Genomic DNA, 20141 nt, shown 5'->3' on the forward strand with positions numbered 1-20141 from the left:
TTCAATCCACGCTCCCGTTCGGGGAGCGACGATAAACAGCACTAAAGCGTATCCACTCCTCCACGTTTCAATCCACACTCCCGTGCGAGGAGTGACCGGTCATCTGCCGATAAAAACCCGTCGGTTGATCGTTTCAATCCACGCTCCCGCACGGGGAGCGACGTAAACCTACTCCTAAAGTAATCCCTATCAGACGTGTTTCAATCCACGCTCCCGCACGGAGAGCGACCTAACCGGCTTCATCGAAGTGCCCGATACCCCGAAGTTTCAATCCACGCTCCCGCACGGGGAGCGACAATGGCAATGGGATATGCTATATCAGGTTATGGGGTTTCAATCCACGCTCCCGCACGGGGAGCGACCACGAAGTCTCAGTAAAACTTGTGTAACCGAAAACCCTTACCACACAAGGCTTTAGGAGTCAATTTGCGCGAACCTCTTGTCACCATTGGTACAAAATCATTCATTGAGTGATCAAATCCCAATAAAACCTTGCAGGACGTGGAGCGCGAACCTCCCAGCGAAACTATGTGAACTTAGGGTTCGCGCACACCGACAAAAACTTCATTTAATGAGCAAAAACTCCTTAAGCATTTCTTAACATGAGCAACCCGTCCGACCGCAGAGCGGTCAGCTTCCACGTCTATTCCCCGCCGCTGCAAGGGGCAAGGGTTTACAAAGAGGCCGCTGCGGCTGAGGGCAAGGAATCCGTATCCGCATTTGCGGATTGATTTTTCGCGCGGGGTCATGTATCATTTGGGGCAATCGCAAACGTAACCGACTGGATAACCAGAGGTATGGAAGAGCTTGATGCTTCCGTACCTTTTTTATTTGCCTATTAGGAGGTGCATGCCATGCTAGACGACCCGAATGACGACAAGCAGGGAAACACGCCCCTCGATTCGCTGCTGCGCTGGCTGTACATATTCGTTTCCTTTGGCCTGGGCGTGTGGCTGTTGGTCAAATGACGGCCGTTAGAACTTCTTCCGCTCGCACGGAATCTTCAGCCGCTCGGCCCATGCCTGCACTCGATCTCCCGCGGAACCGTCCGTTTCCTCCAGCACCATAGTCCTGAGCAGCTTGCGGTCTGTCCGGTAGAGCGTAATGATCTTCGGGGAAACGGCGATTTTGCCGAGAGCGCCGACCGGATAGGCCGGCTTCCCCTCCATCCAAATGCCGTCCGAACGGAAGACGGCAAGCTCTTTGCGCTTGCGGCGAACGGACAAGATCGTACAGACAGCCGTCAGGACAGCGAACGCGAAAGCCAGCTTGAGCCAAACTCGCGAAGCTTCGTCCGCAATACGACCGATGAATGCCGCACCAGGCAGCATCAACACGCCGATCGATAGCACGTATTTGTCCAGCCTCCGGTCGTAGAACCGCACGTCGAACGAATTGCCGCCGTCCGTCGCTCGATCCGTATGAAGGTTTTCGTCCGCAGCCGTCATCCCCGTTCCCTGCGTCATGTCCAGCCCAAGCGCTCCCGCAGAGAAGTAATATGAGCGACATGATGCCTGCCGTGCCAGGCATACAGCCCCGCTGCCCGATCAAGCGTTACGATTCCCGACTCCGGATGGCGAAACGCCCTGGCAAAGTCTTCCTCCCCCATGCCGCTCAGCAGTATCGCCCAGCGCTCATGCAGTACATCCAGCAAAGCAAGCGACAGTCCGGCCGGTGCCGACTTGGAATCGGGCAGGTCCGCCCAGCCTGCTTCGTCATACGGCTTGATCGTCGGCCGCTCTTCGGTGAGCGCGAGTTTAAAACGCGTAAAGCTGTTCATATGACTGTCGGCCAAATGGTGGACGACTTGCCGCACCGTCCAGCCTCCCTCGCGGTAAGGCGTATCCAGCTGTTCTTCGTTTAAGTCTTCGACGGCTATACGCAGTTCCGCAGGCAAGCCGGTTATTTGTGCAATCCATGCGTTCCGCTGCTCCCCCGTAATTTCTCCATTGACGGCAAACCTTCCGATCGGGTATCGTAAGCTTTCCAATTGGCATCCCTCCGGTTTTTCGCGAGACGCCTGGGCGTCTCCCTATAGGGAAAGCTTACCATGCCTTTCCTGTTCCGGCAATTTGTCTTCGCGCGGCTTTTCGACCTGCTTTTTCCCCAAGAAGGCTGGCAATATCCGCATACAGACGCTATAGTATAGCTTAAACTACTGATATGGGACATGCATCGTAAGACATCGATTCAGCTATGAGGTGAACTCGCTTTGACTTTCTTAAAACACTATGCAAAAGTGACGCCGCCCCGCGTACTCGCAGGAGGCTTTGCACTCATAATCGCCATCGGCACGATTCTCCTGTCCCTGCCGATCGCTTCCGCCAGCGGGCAGCGCATGCCTTTCATCGACGCTTTGTTTACGGCTACGTCGGCAACCTGCGTAACCGGACTGATCGTCGTGGATACGGGCACTTATTTCACGCGGTTCGGCCAGATCGTACTGCTGGTCATGGTACAGCTCGGCGGCATCGGCTTCATGACGATGGCGACCTGGTTCGCGATCGCGCTTAAGAAGCGCGTGTCGCTGCAGGAACGGCTTATTTTGAAGGAATCGCTCAACCAAATCAACATGGACGGCATCGTCCGCCTTATCGTCCGGGTATTCATATATTCCGTCACGATCGAAGGTGCGGCTGCTCTCTACTTCATCATACGCTGGGCCAAGGAGATGCCGCTCGGGAAAGCGGTCTACTTCGGCATTTTTCATTCCGTCTCCATCTTCAACAACGCGGGCTTCGAATTGTTCGGCGGATTTCGCAGCTTAACGCCTTATGTCAACGATTACGGCATAAATCTTGTTTCCATGGTGCTCATTATTCTCGGCGGCATCGGATTTATCGTCATTACGGATTTGATCGAGTTTCCGAAAACCAGGCGGCTGTCGCTTCACAGCAAGGTCGTACTGTCGGCTACAGCGGTACTGACGGTGCTCGCGGCGGTAGGCATTTTCGTCTTTGAATATACGAACGGCAAGACGCTTGGCGCGCTCAGCTGGGATTCCAAAATTCTCGCTTCCGTCTTCCAATCCGTCACGCTGCGTTCCGCCGGTGTCAATACGGTGGATATTGCCGAGCTGCGCGGGGCGACGCAATTTTTGATGATTATCATGATGTTTATCGGCGCCGCACCAGGTTCGACGGGCGGCGGCATCAAGCTGACGACGTTCGCCGTTCTGGTCGGCGCCCTCGTTACGATGATACGCGGTAAAGAAGATGTGGTGCTGTTCCGTTACCGGATGTCCGGCAACGACGTCTACAAGGCGATTACACTCGCGTTGATCGGGGTGTTTATGCTCGTTTCCGCCACCATGCTGCTTTCCGTCTTCCAGAATAACGACTTCATGATGATCATGTTCGAAGCCGCTTCGGCGTTCGGCACGGTAGGGCTGAGCATGGGCTTGACCGGCGAGCTGACGTACGCAGGCAAGCTTATCCTCATCTTCATGATGTATGTCGGCCGGATCGGCCTCGTGACGCTTGCCTTCGCCTTGCAGCCGAAGCCCAAGAAGGAGTTGTACCGCCATCCGGAAGGCAAAATCATCATCGGTTAAAAACAGCCGGATGTCGGAGCTGTAAGATGCAGCGTACGTAATGAAACCATTTTCCGGGCAAATAAAAAACGGCGAAACGATCGCCGTTTTTTTTCATTCCGGTATTCGCTCTCCAGTCGGCTGCAGCCAAGACCAAATCACGTCAGACACGAGCTGCATGTTGGATTGACCGTCTTCGCCAATAAACGGATGGCTGCTGCGGAAATAGTCGGCATGGCCTCCGACAATCGAGACATGCGTGATCGAGGCCGGCGCGAACAAGCGCGAATTGCGGCGCGGCAGTCCGAAGCGGCCCCTCTCCCAGCCGGCCCATGTTCCTAAACGGCTTATCGGGTCGCTCACCTTGCCTCTGCCGTCTACGGCATCCACGATCAGCACGGAGTCGCGGGCGGTCAGCGGAATCGTACATTTGGGCGAGCCGATTTTCACCACCCGTACCGGTTCCTCATGGCCTTCCTCGGCAAGCATATGGGCCGCATGGACCCCCGCCAATCCGCCAGCGCTGTGTCCGACGATCAGCAGATTGCCGCCGTCGTAAGACGACTTGATGGCTTCATAAGCGCGTTTGCCGCCTACAGAGCCCTTTCTACGCGTAAATCCGGCCATCAGATCGCTTCGTACCTCTCTGAGTTGACGGACCATGCTTCGGCTCCAATCGCCGTAAGGATAAAAAATATGAACGCGAACGGCATGTCCCGCATCCTGGAACCGCCGTTCCCAACCATCTCGAAATTCGTTCATGAAATCAGGGGAAGACGCAACGCCCGCCATCATATAGACGGACCATTTATCCGGTTGATTCTTCATCATATCCCTCATCCATTCTGTATGGCGCTTTTGCATTCATGATGAAATGCCCTTACTAAAAGTATAGACAATTACAAGCACAATCATCAAACATCTCTGTCAATAAAATGACGCAGCCCCCATCCGTATCTTTCCAAGGGGTAACGCCCATGAGTAAGCGAGCCTTCGCAGTTAAGGCACCGGAGCCTGTTTTCTCTTGCCGGCATTGCAGGTAGTGCATAACGATGGACAATCGATGAGTTCGCACAAAAAAAACGGCCCCCCTGTTCAGGAGAGCCGGTTCGTTCGCTTGTTACACCCGGCTGCGCGCAAACGCCGCGCTTCCGATTATGCCGCCGTCGTCGATCAGCGTCCCCTGATGGATAGACAGCTTTTCCCAATAGCCGCTGTACACGTTCGCTTGAATCGCATCGCGCATCGGCTTGAACAGCCGCTCGCCGGCCAGCGCTGCACCGCCGCCGATGACGAGGGCGTTCGGGCTGAACAGCGTAATCGCATAAGCGAGCGCTTTGCCCAGCACTTCGCCGGTATAGTTCATGACGTCGATCGCCACTTGATCGCCTTCGTCATACGCTTTGGAAACGTGCGACGCGCTCAAGCCGCTCAGATCGCCGTCCGGAAACCAATCCTTCATCACGCTAGGCTGACCTTGCGCAATCTTCTCGCGAGCCTGTCTAGCGATGCCGGTAGCCGATGCGATCGTCTCCAGGCAGCCTTTCATGCCGCAGCCGCATGGCGTCGATTCGCCTTCTATATGCACATGGCCGAGTTCGCCGGCCATATAGCCGCCGCCGTAATACAGCTTGCCGTCGTTGACCATGCCGGATGCAAGACCGGTTCCGAGCGTTATGCCATATACATGATCGATGCCCTTTACGGAGCCTTTGATCGTTTCGCCGTAAACGTACATGCGCACATCGTTATCGATAAACACAGGCACTTTGACGTACTCGCCGAGCAGCTTCGCCACTTCAAGATTGCGCCAGCCAAGATTGCCCGCGAAGAGGCAAACTCCTCTGTCCGAGTCGATAAATCCAGGCGTTCCGGCGCCTACTGCAACAAGAAGGCTGCGATCCTTCCCTGTCTCCGCGAACAATTGATCGATCATTGCATTGATTTTGGCAAAGATGTGCTCGCTGCCTTTGGCCGCTTCCGTCGGCTGCTTTACTTTTGCCAGCAAATTGTACTCCTCGTCCAATAGTCCGCACACGATATTCGTGCCGCCGATGTCGATTCCGATTACATAGCTCATCCGTTCGTTCCTCCCGAATAATTGTAGGAATAATGACAAGCTCCGTCCGATTGTGCAGAACGGGCCGCGTTTTATGGTTTACTTGTTTCATTCTGTGTTACTGCTTGTTTATCTTACAATAGGTACCGAATAGCGCGCAATGAAAATACACGCTCCCCTACCCCTACAGCGAAACCTCGGCGCTGTAAACTTGTACGCCCCGCTCTGCGAGCTGCCGCAGGAAGTCCTTGTCGGCGCCATCGTCCGTGATGCAGCCATAAAGCGCTTCAAGCGGCGCGATGGAGAACAACGAGGCGCGATCCAGCTTCGTATGGTCGAAGACGGCGATCGTTTGCAGGCTGTGCTTGAGCAGCGTTCGGGCGGTCTGCGCCTCCAGTTCGGAATACGTCGTCGGTCCTTGCTCGAGCGTCAGCCCGTCGATACCGAGAAACATTTTGCCGATGTTCAGATGCTCGATCGTCTTCTCCGCAAGCGGTCCGCACAGCTCGTAGCTCTTGCCTCGCATCACGCCGCCGATCACGACCACTTGTACCGCATCGTTGTCGGCCAGCTCCATGGCAATATTGACCGCGTTCGTCACCACCGTAATGCCTTCGCGCCGTTTCAGTTCACGAGCGATCAGGAAGGTCGTCGTTCCGCCCGACAAGCCGATGATGTCGCCTTCCTCGATCAGCTCGACCGCTTTCCGGGCGATCGCTTCCTTCTGTACCCACAGCCGCTGCTGCTTCTCCGTAAAGGAAACCTCCTTTACCGACAGGAAGCCTTCCAGAAGCGCGCCGCCGATCGTACGGATCACGCTTCCGTTTTTTTCTAATATATCGAGATCACGCCTGGCCGTCGCTTCCGAGCAATCGAATTGTTCGATGATTTCCTGGATCGTAATGCGACCGTTCTGCTTCAGCCATTGCATCATGCGCTGCCGGCGCTGCTCTCCCTTGGAGGAGGCTGCTTCTTGCATATCGTCACCCGCCTGTATTACCGGTTCTAACCGAATATGATGATAAACCCCGTTACAAGATTTCGTCACAACCACGTTTTATTCCTGCCGGAAAGGAGAAACAATAAAGGAGCGTTGCCAATGCCGCTTAACTTGTCCGGCTGCAGGACGATCGTGAACTCGATAACGCTTCTTCTATAGATCGGGAGTCGAGATCCGTCTTTTTGTTGTTTGACATCTTTCGTTTTTCTCCCTTATAATCAACTTAATGAAATTTTAAATCATTTTTTTGATCGTTTCAATCATTTTGTCTGTCGATATTCAAAAGGAGGCAACATCATGGGTCATCTCGTTTCGTCTACATCGCTATTGCAAACCGCACGCGCGAACAGCTACTGTATTGGCGCTTTTAACGTTCACACTTTGGAAATGCTGCAAGCTGTCGTCGAGGCGGCCGAAGAGCTTGACGCTCCGCTCATTCTTCAAACGACGGTAGGCACAGTTAAACATCTCGGCCCCGATTATATCGTAGCGGCGGCCCAAACGGCAGCCAAGCGCGCCGGCATTCCGATCGCCTTGCATCTTGACCACTGCACCGATTACAACCTTGTCGTCCGCTGCATCCGCGAAGGCTACACATCGGTCATGATCGACGCTTCCATGCATCCTTTCGAGGAAAACGTGCGTCAAACGATCGAAGTCGTTAAGGTTGCCAAAGCGGCAGGCGTCAACATCGAAGCCGAGCTCGGCAAAGTCGGCGGCGTCGAGGACGACATTAGCGTAGCTGACGAAGATGCGAAGCTGGCGGATCCGGAAGAATGCGTCAAATTCGTCGAGCTGACAGGCGTTCCAACGCTTGCACCGGCTATCGGAACCGCGCACGGCATTTACAAAGGCGAACCGAAAATCGCGTTCGAACGCCTCGAACAAATTTATAAGCTTGTCGCCGTTCCTCTCGTGCTTCACGGCGGCTCCGGCATTCCGGAAGAGCAAGTGAAACGCTGTGTGGCGCTCGGCATGGGCAAAATGAACGTTGCCACAGAACTGCGCATCGCATTCTCCGACGCGATCAAAGCCGTATTCAACAACAATCCGGACGAGAACGATCCGCGTAAATATATGGTACCCGCGAAAGAAGCGGTCAAAGCGCTGGCCAAAGAAAAAATGATCATGACCGGCTGCGTAGGAAAAGCAAAAGATTTCCGCTAAAACCATGACCATCGAGCGTTTACGGCTCGGACGGCAATACCATTGAGAAGATAATTGAATCCCGGCCTTAGCGAGCCTCATTCGCAGGGGCCGGGATTTGTCATGCGGAGCGGTATGCCCGCTCCATGCCAGAAAAAGCTCATAATGCGAGGTGCTGACATGATTACAACGGTAACCCTTAACGCCGCCATCGATAAAACGTATGCCGCTCCCGGCTTCGCGCTCAACAAAGTGTCGCGCGTCCAGAAGATGGACGCCGCTGCCGGCGGCAAAGGCATCAACGTCGCCCGCGTCGTCCACGCGCTAGGCGAGAAGGTCACTGCAACGGGATACGTGGCGGGCTATAACGGACGCTACATCGCGGAGCATGTGGAGAAGGAAGGCATGGGTCAGGACTTTGTAGAAGCGCATGGCGAATCCCGCCTGTGCCTAAATATCATCGACGCGGAGAACGGAACGCAGACGGAGCTGCTGGAGGCCGGTCCCGTCATCGACGAGGCCGCTCTTCAGGCGATGCGGGACAAAATTCGCGCGCTCGCCTCTAGCTCCCGCTATATCGTCATGTCCGGCAGCCTGCCGAAAGGCTGTCCTTCCGGAACCTACGCCGAGCTGATCGGAATCGCCAAGGATGCCGGCGCCATCGTAGCGCTCGATACGAGCGGCGACGCCCTGCTCGAGGGCGTGAAAGCTGTGCCGTTCTTGATCAAGCCGAACGAGGACGAGATCGAAAAGCTGCTCGGCAAGCCGGCGCAAACGGAAGACGAGCTGATCGCTTGCATCCGCGAGGTGCTTGCGCAAGGAATCGGCTGCGTCATCGTCACGCTGGGCGCCAAAGGCTCGCTGTTCGGCTATGACGGCCGCATTTACCGCGTGCAGGCGCCCGTCATCGACTGCGTAAACGCCGTGGGCAGCGGCGATTCGTTCGTCGCCGGCACGGTCGTCGGCTTCGCCCGCGGCGGCTCCGCCATCGACGCCGTTCGTCTCGGCACGGCGTGCGGGACCGCGAACGCGCTCAACTTCAAGGCCGGCGAGGTTAACCCGGCCGACGTCGAGCGGCTGCTCGGCGAGGTGAAGATCGAGGAAATCGTCTAGCCGGAAGTCGCAGGCTGCTCCCGATAAGTTAGCAAAGAACCCCCAACCCCACAGCTGCTGAAGCGGGGTTGGGGGTTCTTTTATGCAGGCCTGACTAATCAAACGATATTTACCTTTTATTGGCATTTGGGATTGGCCTGTTGCATGTGGGGGATAACGAAACAATTGGACACAGTATGCGAAATTGCCAAAAGAAGGAGAATTAGTGAGCTAGTTGATTGTATAGCTAGAGTTGGCACCTTTTGTTGGATGAGCATATTGTTCGGATGAGTAGAGAGTTGGCCTAAGTACATAGTCTTGGTTGAGATATCTAGTTTGATTGAGTTACGTAGTTTGACTGAGTTACGAAGTTTGGATGAGTTACTTAGTTTGCCTAAGCACATAGTTCGGATAAGTAGATAGTTGGCTAAGTACATTGTCTTGGTTGATTCACGTAGTTTGGTTGAGTTACGTAGTTTGGCTGAGTTTGAGCTCCCAGTTTGGCTGAGCACATAGTTCGGATGAGTAGATAGTTGGCTAAGTACATAGTCTTGGTTGAGTTACGTAGTTTGGCTGAGTTCGCAGTCTGTCTGAGCTAGCAATTGGCTTCGTTCACCGTTTGGCGGACTGGGTAGTTCGCTAAGGCAGGAAAATTTAAGGTATATTATACATGTTAGACTAATTATCCAGATTCTTAGTCAGCCTTAATGAACTTCGATTCACTATTAGTGAATCAAACTTCACTATTCCGGTGCAAAAGCATGCTTTTTGCGCAAATAGTGAATCAGACATCGCTATTTGGCCATCTAGTTCACTAATTGTGAACTTGGATTCACTATTTGTCTGAAACGGACGTATCCCCTTGATTTAGTGAATTTATGTTCATTATTAGTGAACTTCAGTTCACTAATAATGAACGTACATTGAATAAAGGCAATCCAAGCAATAGCCCCTCTCCTCTCGCCATAACAAAAACGGTTGAGCAGGAAATCCCGCTCAACCGCGTTTTTGGCATCCAACAGACTGCAGCGCGCCAAAACCTATAAATCAAGGATCCGGCTACTATCGCCGACACGCTTGGCAATCGTCATATCCCCGATTCGGGTCACTCCGGGTTTTCCCTCGAAGCTTTCGGCCGCAGCTTCCTTCTTAAAGGTCACTTCGACATTGTAATGCGGCTGCCCCAGAGCAAGCGGTTCGCGTGTCTTTACGCTTGCCGACCGCAGCGCCTGTTCGACCGATTCGCGTATAAGCCTTTTGGACACCGCAGGGTGAAGGCAAGTCGCTTTGCCATGCGCGTGACCGTTCTTCACGGTCACGCCCGGCAAATCTTCGCCCAGCAGCGAACGCGCTTCCTCGACAGCGGCGCGGTCGCCGCTAATAAACACAACCGGCACGCCGTAATGGCCGGCAATTAACGCCAGCTGTCCGATTTCGCCGTACGTCTGACCGTTAACCGAATAGGAATGCCAGTTTTCGTGGCTCTGCGTATGCGCCAGCACGGCGCCAGGCGTCCCTTCCATCGCATGATAGCCGATCAGCAGCAGCGCGTCGAACGGAGACAGCTCCATGGACGGGAAGATGTTAGCCGCCGTATCCGGGCGTTCGATTTCCACCATATCCGGAAGCTTCTCCCACAATAGATTGTAATCGGCGCTTCCGTGGCCGTCGTTGATGACGATACGTTTGGCCCCCGCTGCAAGCGCTCCTTCGACCGCCGCCCCGATTTCTTCCGTATAAAGGCTCTGATACTTGGCGTAGAAAGGATGCCCCTGCTTGACTTGATCCCATTCCGTAACGAGACTGATCCCTTCCATGTCGCCCATAATGTAAACATTCATTGACAAGCGCCTCCCTCGACTCTCTTGAACGGCGTTCGCATCCGCGTCTTTGTCCCTGTCATCCTGCATAGACCGCTATTTTTCATGATAGCAGGCGCTTGGACTTCCGTATACGGGAAACGAGTCGATTAGGAAAGCCGGCTACGCCTGTCTCCGATACCAAGGCAAACGCGAAAGCGGGGCGTTCACATCCCGCACGCACGGACCTTCGACGGTGCTTCCGTCGTCGCCTCGCCAGCTGCCCGGCGGGAACGCAACGCTGCGGCTTGCTGCGCCTTTCGCCAGCATCGGAGCTACCAGAACGCTGTCGCCGAGCATAAACTGATCGTTTACGTTCTCGTAGCCGCCCTCCGGGTACACATAGGCCAGATGACGCATAATCGGCTCCCCGGTTTCGGCTGCCTGCTGCGCCAAAGCCATAATCTCATCCCCGAACTGCGCGTGCAAATTCGCCGCTTCCACACACAACGCCAGATGCTCGCTGTCCAGAACCCGCCATGGCGCCGCAGAAAACTGCATCATCGGAAACAGCGCGGAGCACTGCGCATAGCGCACGAACAGCTCCTGGTCCAGCTGGAAGGCGGATTTCACCGTAAAATCGTCGTTCAGCACATCGCCTACTTGACCGCCGCCGATCATGTCCGGACAGGCAAAGGCATAGCCCAGCAGCCCTTGGGCAAGCCCGTCAGGAATGAGCGAAGCAAGCCCGTCGTTGCCCCAGCTATGGCTCTTGTCCCGCAGCCTCTGAACGAGCGGCTTGCCGGCGTTCTTCCAGCAGGCGCGGTATTCGTTGAGCGGATAGCGCAAGCCGACATTCGCCCACGCTTCGCAATGTCCGTTCGGATGAAGCGGGACGGCGCTTTTGTCGGAAGCTCTGTAAAACTCCGGGTCGCCCGCATCGAATTTGAAACCGTCGATGCCGTACCGGTCGATGAGTATCCGAAGCTGTTCATGATACCAATCGACCGCAGCGGCATTCGTGCAATCGAGCACCGCGCTGAGCCCGTTCCACCAGCGGCGTATCGCCGTTTCGCCGTCTTCGCCGCGAAGCAGCCATCCCTTTTGCTCCAGGTAACGGAAGCTCTCGCTATCCGGACTGACGAACGGACACGTCCATAGCATTACTTTAAAACCGAGCTCATGCAGCTTATCGGTCATCGCCCGCGGGTCGGGGAACCGTCCGGGATGGAACTTCCAGACACCGTAGTCCTGCATCCAATTGTCGTCGATCATAATAACGCCGGGCGGCATCCCGTTCGCCAAGACGCTTTCCGCGTAGGCGATCGTTTTGTCCTGCGTCGGCTCGTAGGTCATCTCGATCCATGTATTGTACTGCGGCGCCGTAAAAAACAGCGGATCCGGGCACTGTTCGTCAGCCGGAAAATACGACTGCGCAGCCCGTCGAAACGCTTCGGGCAAATCGCTTGCGGCGGCGTCAAAGCGGATCTCCCCGTCCGCTACCTCCACAATCAGCTTGTCCGCGGTTACCCGAAAGCGGAACGTTTCCTCCGACCATACGGATCTTCCTTTGCTCGAAAGCAGCAGCGGCGCGCCTTGATTTCCCCGCAAATTGAGGTGCATATTCCTTTCCGTCTCCTTGCCGCCGCCAAAAGGCATGATCGCACCGTCGCATACGACGCCGCCCCACCAATACTCGCCCTGCAAAAGGTCCAGCTCCAATCGATTCCGTTCCATCCAACCGCTCCTCCGTTTTACGTAAATGATTTCACATTACGATCAGCTTACGGTACAATCGTCTCAACCGTCTAGCGGCGGAATTGCCTGATAGTTACACAATCATGCTATTTTTCTACTGGACTGACGATTACACTTGCGACCGGAAGGAGGAGGCGGCGGCATTGACCAGCCAACCGATTCACGACATCAATCCCCTCATGCTCAGCGACGAGTTTCCGTTCAATTTGTTTCGGCCGCAGTCCGAAGGAACGGTATTATTCCATCCGCATTGGCACGAAAAGCATATGGAAATTATCATGATGGCGGAAGGGCAAGCGGAATTTCATATCGGAGGTCGCTCTTACGCCGCCGTACCGGGCGATATTTATTTCATGCCGGAAGGCCAAATCCATGGCGGTTATTTACAAGGAGCGGTTCCGGATTATTACACGATCTTGTTTAACCGCTTCGCCTTGAGCGGGACTGCGCCGAACGGCTTGCTTGACGCGCCGATTCTTGGCAAGAGTCTGGCTCTTCCCGATCGCCTTCGTCCGGACGACCCTCATTATGAAGGGCTTGCTCAAACGATACGCAGCATCGTCGGCGAATTTGCGGAAAGGCAGCAAAGCTACGAGATCGTCATCCGGTCGTATTTGCATATCCTTCTTGCCCGGCTCTCGCGCGCCTATGCCGCTGAGGATTTTCCCGCTTACGGCACAGCGCCGGGCATGCGCCATGCGGAGCAGCTCAAGCATGTGATGATGTACGTCGACCTGCACTACGCGGAGAAAATCCCTGTGGAGCATGCGGCCAAGCTGGCCAATATGAGCACCTACCATTTTTGCCGAACGTTCAAAAAAGCCGCGGGGCGCACCTTCACGGAGTTCCTTAACGCTTACCGGATCGCCAAAGCGGCGGAGCTTCTCGTCCAGACGGATTCGCCGATCACCCGGATCGCCGAGCGGACCGGCTTCGGCACGGTCAATTATTTTGACGAGCTGTTCAAGAAATATAAGGGCGTATCACCTTCCCAATTCCGCAAAAATGACGGGAAACGACAATGATCCGGCCATAAAAAGTCATCGTTGTAGTCTGCCCGCACAGGCTCCGATTCGGTACAATAAGAAGGAACGCTTTTTGTCCCCCTATAAAATGATGCCTAACAGGAGGAATATCACTATGGCCACTGTCCGCCGCTTGCTTAAACCCGAAGAATTCCGCGACGCAATCGCGTTGTCCGACGAAATGTTCCGAGATGCCGAGCAGGTATCGATGGGCGTCGGGTTTCCCGGCGTGTTCTCCCAAACCTTAAAGCAATCGTATGGCGCCTTCTCCGACACGGACGGCAAGCTCGTCTCCTTCATGGGTCTAGTGCCCTCGATCGTCCGCATCGGATCCGCCAAACTGAACGTTTACTCGCTCGGATCGGTCTGCACCGACCGCGGACATCGCGGACAAGGATATGCCAGCGAAATTTTGCAGGCGATTATCCCGCATATGGAGCAGGCGGGCTCGCCTCTGCTGTTCGTCTCCGGCGGGCGAGGCTTGTATACGCGGCTCGGATGCGCCCAATACGGCGGCTACACGCAGTACACGCTGGATGCGGCATCGGCTAGCGCCATCCACCTAAACGGAGAACTCTCTTACCGCGAAATGACCGAGACGGACTGGTTTCATCTGCAGGAAATCGCCGAAGCTCGGCCCGTCCGCTTCGAGCAAAGCGTTTGGGATTTGGCTCAGCTGATCGACGCCGAAGCGCTGCCGCGCTGCATCAAACACGGCCAGCGCGTGCTCGTCGCAGAGCGGAACGGGAAGCCGGAGGCCTACCTGATCATCGGAATTCCTAATACGCCTACGATCAAGCAGCCGCCTCGCGCGTACGAATGGGGAGGCCCGGCGCAAACCGTTGCCGCCCTACACGCGCATGTGGTAACCCATTACGGTCTCGAGCAGCTGAATACGTTCGTTCCTTGGCACGAGGAAGAGCTGCATGCCTCATTGAAGGACGTTCAGAACCGGCAGCCGTACCGCTCCTATTGCACGGTCATGATCGTTTCGCCGGAACGGCTCGCTCTTCAGCTAAAGCCTTATTTGGCGGATAAAAACGCGACGCTCGCCGAGACGTTCGAGCTGCGCAAAACCGGCGATGAAGGCAGCGTTCAATTGTCTCTGGCCGGCAAATCGGCGGTCGTATCCCCGCACGAGCTCATCTCCCTGCTGTTCGACGTGCATCCGGAATCGGACATCGACCCTGCGCTCAAAGCCGAACTTTCCCAACTTTTACCTATTCCAATGCCGGGAGAGCTGGGGCTAAATTATGTATAAGCAGGATTCGGCGGCGCCTACTCGGGAATGGCTCTGCGAGGTAGAAGCCGCGCCGGCCGACATCTCGATCACCGTAGAGGGTCCGCGGCTGCGGATCGATGCGGTGGACCGGCTGCCGGGGAGCGATTGGCAGGGCGTCCTGCTGCTGACTCCCGGCTTCACGGGTAGCGCTGGGATAATGGCAACGGAAGCCGCCGCGTGCGTGATCGTCGACCGCTGCAGCCAGGTGCGGGAGATTGCCGCTCCAGGCTTGGCGGCGAATGCGTCCGCCGGAGCTTGCATTCGCTCCGGCGGCTTTGCCCTGCTCTTCTATGGCGGCGATTCGGAGGATTCCGGACGGTTCTCCTCTCTGTTTAAGCAAGGCGACGCCGTCAAGCTGAGGCTGAACGGCGATATCGCCTCCGCGAGGGAGCTGGCCGCAGCATGCGGCGAGCAGCCTGCCCTGATGCTTGCAAGCGGAGCGCTGACATCGCTCTCGGAGCCTGCGTTCTTGCTGCAAGGTCAGGCTGTCCGCCGCCGCGAAGGAAGGACTTATGCCGTCAAGGTGAACGGCACCGACGTGCCGATCGAGACGGACGGCTCATTCGTTTGTACGGTACCGCTGCGCTTAGGCGGCAACGTAGTCGAAGCGTCGCTGACGGAGGACGGCGCTCTTCTCGACGCCGCGCCATTGTTCGTTTTTCGCCAACCGGCATCGGAGTCGCCCGGTACGAAGAGCGGCGATGTGTTCTTATGGGTGGAGCAGGGCCATAACATGCTGAAATTTCAATCCGAGGCGGCTGTCCGGAGTATGCTGGAGAATGCGAAAGCGGCGGGCATAACCGCAATCGTCTTCGACGTGAAGGGCGTTGAAGGCTTCGCCGCGTACCGACGGAACGGACTGACGGGAAGGCCTTATGTTAGCGGAATGACGTCGCCCGACCGCAAAGGCGCCAATCCCGACCAGGATCTGCTCGACCTGTTCGTCCGGCATGGCCATGCGGCCGGACTTCGCGTCTATGCAGCGCTGAACGTGTTTGCCGAGGGATCCTTTTACCGGAATCAGTTTGCGCTCCCCGACCGGCTGCCGGCGTGGGAGCAGCAGCTGCAGCGGCCGGAAGACGGCGGCCGGGTCCTGCGACAGAGAGAGGCTTCCTACGCCCGAAACGGCAAAGCGACCGTACAATTCGTCAATCCGGCGAACGACGCCGTCCGCGATTACGAGCTGCGCGGCATCCGCGAAATCGTCGAAGGCTACGACATCGACGGCATTTTGCTCGACCGCTGCCGCTATGACAACGAGTTCGCCGATTTCAGCGACGGCACGAAAACGAAGTTCAAGCAGTATTTGGCTGCGCGCGGCAAGCAGCTGGCGCATTGGCCGCATGACGTGTTCGCGTATGACGAACGAGGAACGCGTACCGAAGGCCCTCTTTATGCCGACTGGTGGGCGTTCCGCGCTCATGTCATCGCTTCGTTCGTCGCCGAAACGCGGAGCATGATCGACTTGCACAACGCGCAGCGCGGCAAGGCCGTCCAGCTTGCCGCTTATGTGGGCTCGTGGTACGAGCTGCATTACCGGTACGGCGTCAACTGGGCCAGCCCCCATTTCCGCTACGACCGGCGGCTCGGCTTAACGGAGGACGCGCTGTATACGGACGAGTATGCGGCAGCGGGCTACACCGGCAGCTTGGATTTTCTGATGATCGGCACGTATCAGCAGACCGTTCGCGACGTCGAGCGCTACATCGCGCTCGCCAGGCTCGTGACGAACGGCGAACTGCCGGTTTATGCCGGCGTCGCGATCCCCGCATTGCGGGAGCCCGGGCTGCGGCAGGCGGTCATGAGCCGCTGCTTCGGCAAGTCCGACGGGCTTATGCTGTTCGACCACTGCCACATTAGCGATTGGAACCAAGTAGCGGAGGATTTGCGACAATCGGCAGTTCCCGCTTGCCGATCGTGAATACGAGGCAATCCGAATAAATGCTGAACTAGGCACGCATTCTTTCGACGCTTTACCTTCACCCGGCCAATGTCCGGATGGCGGCACTGCGAATCTCGCATACCGGAGTCCAAGCCGTATTCGAACGGATCCGTCCAAGACGAGCTATCCGGCTTAGCTTATATCAGCTAGGCCGGATAGCCTGTTTCGGCCTCATCCGTTCGATTCCTTCCCTGCCGAAGCGGCAGCTCCCCATACCGCCGTTACGGAGCCGATCTCCACGAAGTATCGATGCCGCTATACCCTTCTACCAGATGCTTGCTTTCCGCAGGACAAGACTCGATGAATCGCCGCGCCGATTCGGGCAACGGCCAGATCGGTCCCGGGTTATAGCTGCTGGAGCGAAAGCTCATACCGCAGCTTAGGCGAGGCTCCGTTCCTTTATGCGCATTCACCCCGTGATAGGTTCGTTCCGCAAAAATAACGAGATCCCCCGGCTCGGAAATCACCGGTATCATGCCGGGCACATCCATGTCGCAGCAAGGTTTAGGCTCCGTTCCCATGCGATAAAACGATTTACGCCCCTCGGTGAACGCAAACCCTTCCGGTCCCGTCCAATCGTCCGTATGCGAATCCGGCAAAATCGCCAATCCTCCGTTATGCGGATGGCTGCCGGTCAAATAAAACCAAAGAGAAGCGGCTCCGCTGTTATTGAGAACGGCGTTGGCGCCATACGGATGCTCCATGGCGTTCCAGTCCGTATGCCAGGCATGCACCCCGGAATTTCCTACATCACCTCCCGCTCCCGGCTTCTTGTAAATGGCTGCGCTTCGATTGAGCGTCATAGGCTGCCCGTCATTCAGGTAATTCGCAATACGCATAAGCGGTTCATAGGCCAATAGCTCGGCCATCACCGGACTTTTCTCGATGAAGGCGATATCCGTTATGGAAAGAATCGATTCGTTCGCGAATTGGGGCCCAAGCACTCTGCGAACCTCCTCTTTAAGACCCTCCACATGTTCCTTGGAAAATAGTTGTTTAACGATCGCGAAGCCATGGCGTTCTTTACATTCCCTAATGTCCTGAAGGCGGTCTTGATCGAACTCGTACGGATAAGGCAGCAGGTTTGGTTTCATTCTGAAATTCTCCTCTTCGATTTGTCGTTTTGTGCTACAATGATAGCGCTCTTTTAAGTGTATGAAACTTGCGCGCATAATCATGGAGGTGTGCCATGCCATGCTGGAATTGCCGAATGAATTCAGATCGATGTGGTGGCATAGACCGACCCCGCTCGAAAAGTTATGGGGCATCTGGCCGACAACCATCGGGCTTACGATTGCCAAACCGACATACCGCAGGGCTTCTCCGGCCATTTCGGGATATGGGCTTATTTACATCGATGGGGGAGCCATGCACTTTATCGATCATGCCGGCAACGAACACCTCCTCCGTAAAAACACCATTTTCTGCATCATCCCCGGCGTTCTCCATCAATACTATTATGCGGAGTCCGAGCAGCCTCCCCGGATGTACTGGATAACGTTCAACGGCAAGCATTCCCTCCAAATGCTCAATCGCATCGGCTTTTCCGAGGAGACTCCCTACCTTACGGGGTGGGATGAATCCCGCTTGCTGCCGTATCTGCAATCCATGGAGCAAGTATTCGCTTCCGAAGAAAACGCCGATAGGCTGAGCTTCGTGCTGCTGCTCATTCAATGGTTCGACGAGCTCCTCGCCCAAGGGCGCCAGCGGGGATACGAGAACGCGCCGAACATGTCCATTCTGCAAAGCAGCATCGAGTTCATGAACATCCATTTCACTAGCGGCATCCGGGTACAGGACGTAGCACAGCATGCCGGAATGACCCGCTCCCATTTCACCAGAATGTTTACCGAACGAATGGGCTTCTCCCCAAAAACTTATTTGCAGCGGTTGCGCATGGAGAAGGCGATGCAGTACCTGAAGGAAACGTCATTTACGCTTACGGAAATCGCACTTGCGATCTCTTATCCCGATGCGTATTCGTTCAGCCGAGCATTCAGCCAATATTACGGTTTCTCCCCCTCTCAGGCTCGGGACTTCTGAGACGTAACTCTCATCGATTACCTTCATCCTAGCAGAGGAGCATGTGGGGAAAAATGGGATTATGTTTCGAATTCCGGCCGCATTTTGTGCGCCGAAGAAACTTTTTCTTCCATTGCAGCGTATGTAGGTAGAGAGGCGGCCCAGTAGCCGCTTGAAGCGATGGAAGGGAGATTGACCATATGAAGAACCGGCAAACAGACAAGCCGTCAAAACGAACGGCCAAATGGCGGCGCGAGCTTCGCGATTGGGGCGTTTCCCTATCCGTAGCCGTCGTCTCGGCGCTTCTGATTCAGAACTTTGCGTTCGCACAGACGGAAGTAAGGAACGTTTCCATGCAATCGACCTTATATGAAGGTCAACGACTGATCGAAGACAAAATAACGTACAGGTTCGGCCATCCGAACCGCGGCGACATCGTCATCATTCAAGGACCGGAGAGCGAGCAGAGGCTGATCAAACGGGTCATCGGTTTGCCGGGCGATGTGGTAGATATGAAGGACGGTCAAGTTTATGTGAACGGCAATCGGTTAGAGGAGCCTTACGCTCGCGGCGCCACGTATTCAAAGGGGCTGGCTCTCCCCTACGCCGTACCTGATGACAAGCTGTTCGTCATGGGCGACAATAGGGAGCACAGCACGGACAGCCGGGAATTGGGCCCGATCGCCCTATCGAGCGTCGAAGGCCGGGCGGTATTCCGTATTTGGCCTCCGCATACATTCGGCGGGCTTCAATAGCAAGTCTGTCGGATGGCATGCGACATCCGGATTCACTACTACATGTAAACGACGAGGTGTTAAACGGTGATCATTTGGATTAACGGCGCATTCGGTTCCGGCAAGACGCAAACCGCCTTCGAATTGTCCAGACGAATACCGCATTCCTTCGTCTTCGATCCCGAGAATGCCGGCTATTACATAAGGAAGAACATACCGAAGGAAGTGCGGGCGGCAGACGATTTTCAAGACTATCCCCTGTGGCGCGAGACGAACTATGCCATGCTAACGCACATCGCAAACGAGTACGATGGCATTGTACTCGTGCCCATGACCGTCGTGAATCCCCAATATTTCGATGAGATCGTCGGCCGTCTGAGGCGTGACGGAAGAACGGTTAACCATTTCGCCTTATGCGCTTCTAAGCATATCCTGCTTAAGCGATTGCGCAGCAGAGGCGAAGGAAGCGGTTCATGGGCTGCCCGGCAAATCGACCGATGTGTCGACGGCTTATCGGGCGATATCTTTCAGCGGCATCTCGATACCGAGAACATGACGGTGACAGAAGCAGCCGAAACGATCGCCGCCATGTCCCATATTCAGCTTCTGCCCGCGCGCAAAAACAAGCTTCTCCATAAACTCGATCGCCTCAAAACGCAACTCAAACACCTCCGTTTCTTCCAATAACAACTTCAAACGAATCGAGTAAGAGGGGGCGACTAACCCCCGTCTTCTCACACCACCGTACAT

The 20141-nt window shown here is 55.5% G+C and carries 18 protein-coding genes; 10 read left to right on the forward strand and 8 right to left on the reverse strand.

The genetic code is table 11. The annotated features are described in order from the left end of the window. Positions 1-602 precede the first annotated feature (602 nt). A complete protein-coding gene (locus ACKGJP_RS25215; RefSeq protein ID WP_409341538.1) occupies positions 603-731 on the forward strand; it encodes a hypothetical protein in 129 nt (42 codons plus the stop codon). Between the two features lie 243 nt (positions 732-974). Here ACKGJP_RS25215 and ACKGJP_RS25220 read toward each other — a convergent pair whose 3' ends face one another. Together ACKGJP_RS25220 and ACKGJP_RS25225 are read right to left on the reverse strand one after the other, a co-directional pair. Beyond that, positions 975-1466, reverse strand: coding sequence for a hypothetical protein (locus ACKGJP_RS25220; RefSeq protein ID WP_409341539.1), 492 nt, complete (start codon positions 1464-1466; stop codon positions 975-977). Continuing rightward, positions 1463-1990: a YfiT family bacillithiol transferase gene (locus ACKGJP_RS25225; protein WP_409341540.1), complete on the reverse strand. Its 528-nt coding sequence runs from the start codon at positions 1988-1990 to the stop codon at positions 1463-1465. Before ACKGJP_RS25225 ends, ACKGJP_RS25220 begins: the two co-directional genes overlap by 4 nt. A gap of 222 nt (positions 1991-2212) precedes the next feature. On the opposite strand from ACKGJP_RS25225, the gene ACKGJP_RS25230 reads away from it, so the two are divergent. Next, entirely contained in the window at positions 2213-3553 is a 1341-nt protein-coding gene (locus tag ACKGJP_RS25230; protein ID WP_409341541.1) for a TrkH family potassium uptake protein, read from the forward strand. A gap of 93 nt (positions 3554-3646) precedes the next feature. Here the strand turns inward: ACKGJP_RS25230 and ACKGJP_RS25235 are convergent, their stop codons facing one another. From ACKGJP_RS25235 to ACKGJP_RS25245, 3 genes are all read right to left on the reverse strand, one after another. After that, positions 3647-4363: a hypothetical protein gene (locus tag ACKGJP_RS25235; protein ID WP_409341542.1), complete on the reverse strand. Its 717-nt coding sequence runs from the start codon at positions 4361-4363 to the stop codon at positions 3647-3649. Between the two features lie 289 nt (positions 4364-4652). Continuing rightward, the gene (locus ACKGJP_RS25240) at positions 4653-5612 is read right to left on the reverse strand and encodes an ROK family protein (protein WP_409341543.1); all 960 of its coding nucleotides are present in this window, start codon (positions 5610-5612) and stop codon (positions 4653-4655) included. A 163-nt stretch (positions 5613-5775) separates the two neighbouring features. Further along, positions 5776-6570, reverse strand: coding sequence for a DeoR/GlpR family DNA-binding transcription regulator (locus ACKGJP_RS25245; RefSeq protein ID WP_409341544.1), 795 nt, complete (start codon positions 6568-6570; stop codon positions 5776-5778). Between the two features lie 318 nt (positions 6571-6888). Here ACKGJP_RS25245 and ACKGJP_RS25250 point away from each other — a divergent pair, with 318 nt between their 5' ends. Both ACKGJP_RS25250 and pfkB read left to right on the forward strand, forming a co-directional pair. After that, a complete protein-coding gene (locus tag ACKGJP_RS25250; protein ID WP_409341545.1) occupies positions 6889-7758 on the forward strand; it encodes a ketose-bisphosphate aldolase in 870 nt (289 codons plus the stop codon). A gap of 159 nt (positions 7759-7917) precedes the next feature. Then, positions 7918-8850, forward strand: a complete 933-nt coding sequence (gene pfkB, locus ACKGJP_RS25255; RefSeq protein WP_409341546.1) for a 1-phosphofructokinase — start codon at positions 7918-7920, stop codon at positions 8848-8850. Positions 8851-9869: 1019 nt separating this feature from the next. Here the strand turns inward: pfkB and ACKGJP_RS25260 are convergent. Continuing rightward, a complete protein-coding gene (locus ACKGJP_RS25260) occupies positions 9870-10670 on the reverse strand; it encodes a M55 family metallopeptidase (RefSeq protein ID WP_409341547.1) in 801 nt (266 codons plus the stop codon). Positions 10671-10811: 141 nt separating this feature from the next. Further along, the gene (locus tag ACKGJP_RS25265) at positions 10812-12365 is read right to left on the reverse strand and encodes a glycoside hydrolase family 31 protein (RefSeq protein WP_409341548.1); all 1554 of its coding nucleotides are present in this window, start codon (positions 12363-12365) and stop codon (positions 10812-10814) included. Positions 12366-12529: 164 nt separating this feature from the next. Here ACKGJP_RS25265 and ACKGJP_RS25270 point away from each other — a divergent pair, with 164 nt between their 5' ends. The 3 genes from ACKGJP_RS25270 to ACKGJP_RS25280 all read left to right on the forward strand — a co-directional run bounded on the left by ACKGJP_RS25270 (position 12530) and on the right by ACKGJP_RS25280 (position 16614). Next, positions 12530-13411, forward strand: a complete 882-nt coding sequence (locus tag ACKGJP_RS25270; RefSeq protein ID WP_409341549.1) for an AraC family transcriptional regulator — start codon at positions 12530-12532, stop codon at positions 13409-13411. Positions 13412-13526: 115 nt separating this feature from the next. Continuing rightward, positions 13527-14672, forward strand: a complete 1146-nt coding sequence (locus ACKGJP_RS25275) for a GNAT family N-acetyltransferase (RefSeq protein ID WP_409341550.1) — start codon at positions 13527-13529, stop codon at positions 14670-14672. Beyond that, positions 14665-16614 (forward strand): hypothetical protein, encoded by a 1950-nt coding sequence (locus ACKGJP_RS25280; RefSeq protein ID WP_409341551.1) that lies wholly within the window; start codon positions 14665-14667, stop codon positions 16612-16614. Before ACKGJP_RS25275 ends, ACKGJP_RS25280 begins: the two co-directional genes overlap by 8 nt. A 242-nt stretch (positions 16615-16856) precedes the next feature. On the opposite strand, the gene ACKGJP_RS25285 is transcribed toward ACKGJP_RS25280, so the two are convergent. Next, positions 16857-17729, reverse strand: coding sequence for a phytanoyl-CoA dioxygenase family protein (locus tag ACKGJP_RS25285; RefSeq protein ID WP_409341552.1), 873 nt, complete (start codon positions 17727-17729; stop codon positions 16857-16859). 100 nt (positions 17730-17829) lie between these two features. On the opposite strand from ACKGJP_RS25285, the gene ACKGJP_RS25290 reads away from it, so the two are divergent. The 3 genes from ACKGJP_RS25290 to ACKGJP_RS25300 all read left to right on the forward strand — a co-directional run bounded on the left by ACKGJP_RS25290 (position 17830) and on the right by ACKGJP_RS25300 (position 20078). Further along, positions 17830-18678, forward strand: coding sequence for an AraC family transcriptional regulator (locus tag ACKGJP_RS25290; protein ID WP_409341553.1), 849 nt, complete (start codon positions 17830-17832; stop codon positions 18676-18678). Between the two features lie 179 nt (positions 18679-18857). Next, a complete protein-coding gene (lepB, locus tag ACKGJP_RS25295; protein WP_409341554.1) occupies positions 18858-19412 on the forward strand; it encodes a signal peptidase I in 555 nt (184 codons plus the stop codon). A 66-nt stretch (positions 19413-19478) separates the two neighbouring features. Further along, positions 19479-20078 (forward strand): AAA family ATPase, encoded by a 600-nt coding sequence (locus ACKGJP_RS25300; protein ID WP_409341555.1) that lies wholly within the window; start codon positions 19479-19481, stop codon positions 20076-20078. Positions 20079-20141: the final 63 nt, after the last annotated feature.

Origin of the sequence: Paenibacillus litoralis (genome assembly GCF_046244365.1) — a bacterium.
GTDB lineage: Bacteria > Bacillota > Bacilli > Paenibacillales > NBRC-103111 > Paenibacillus_V.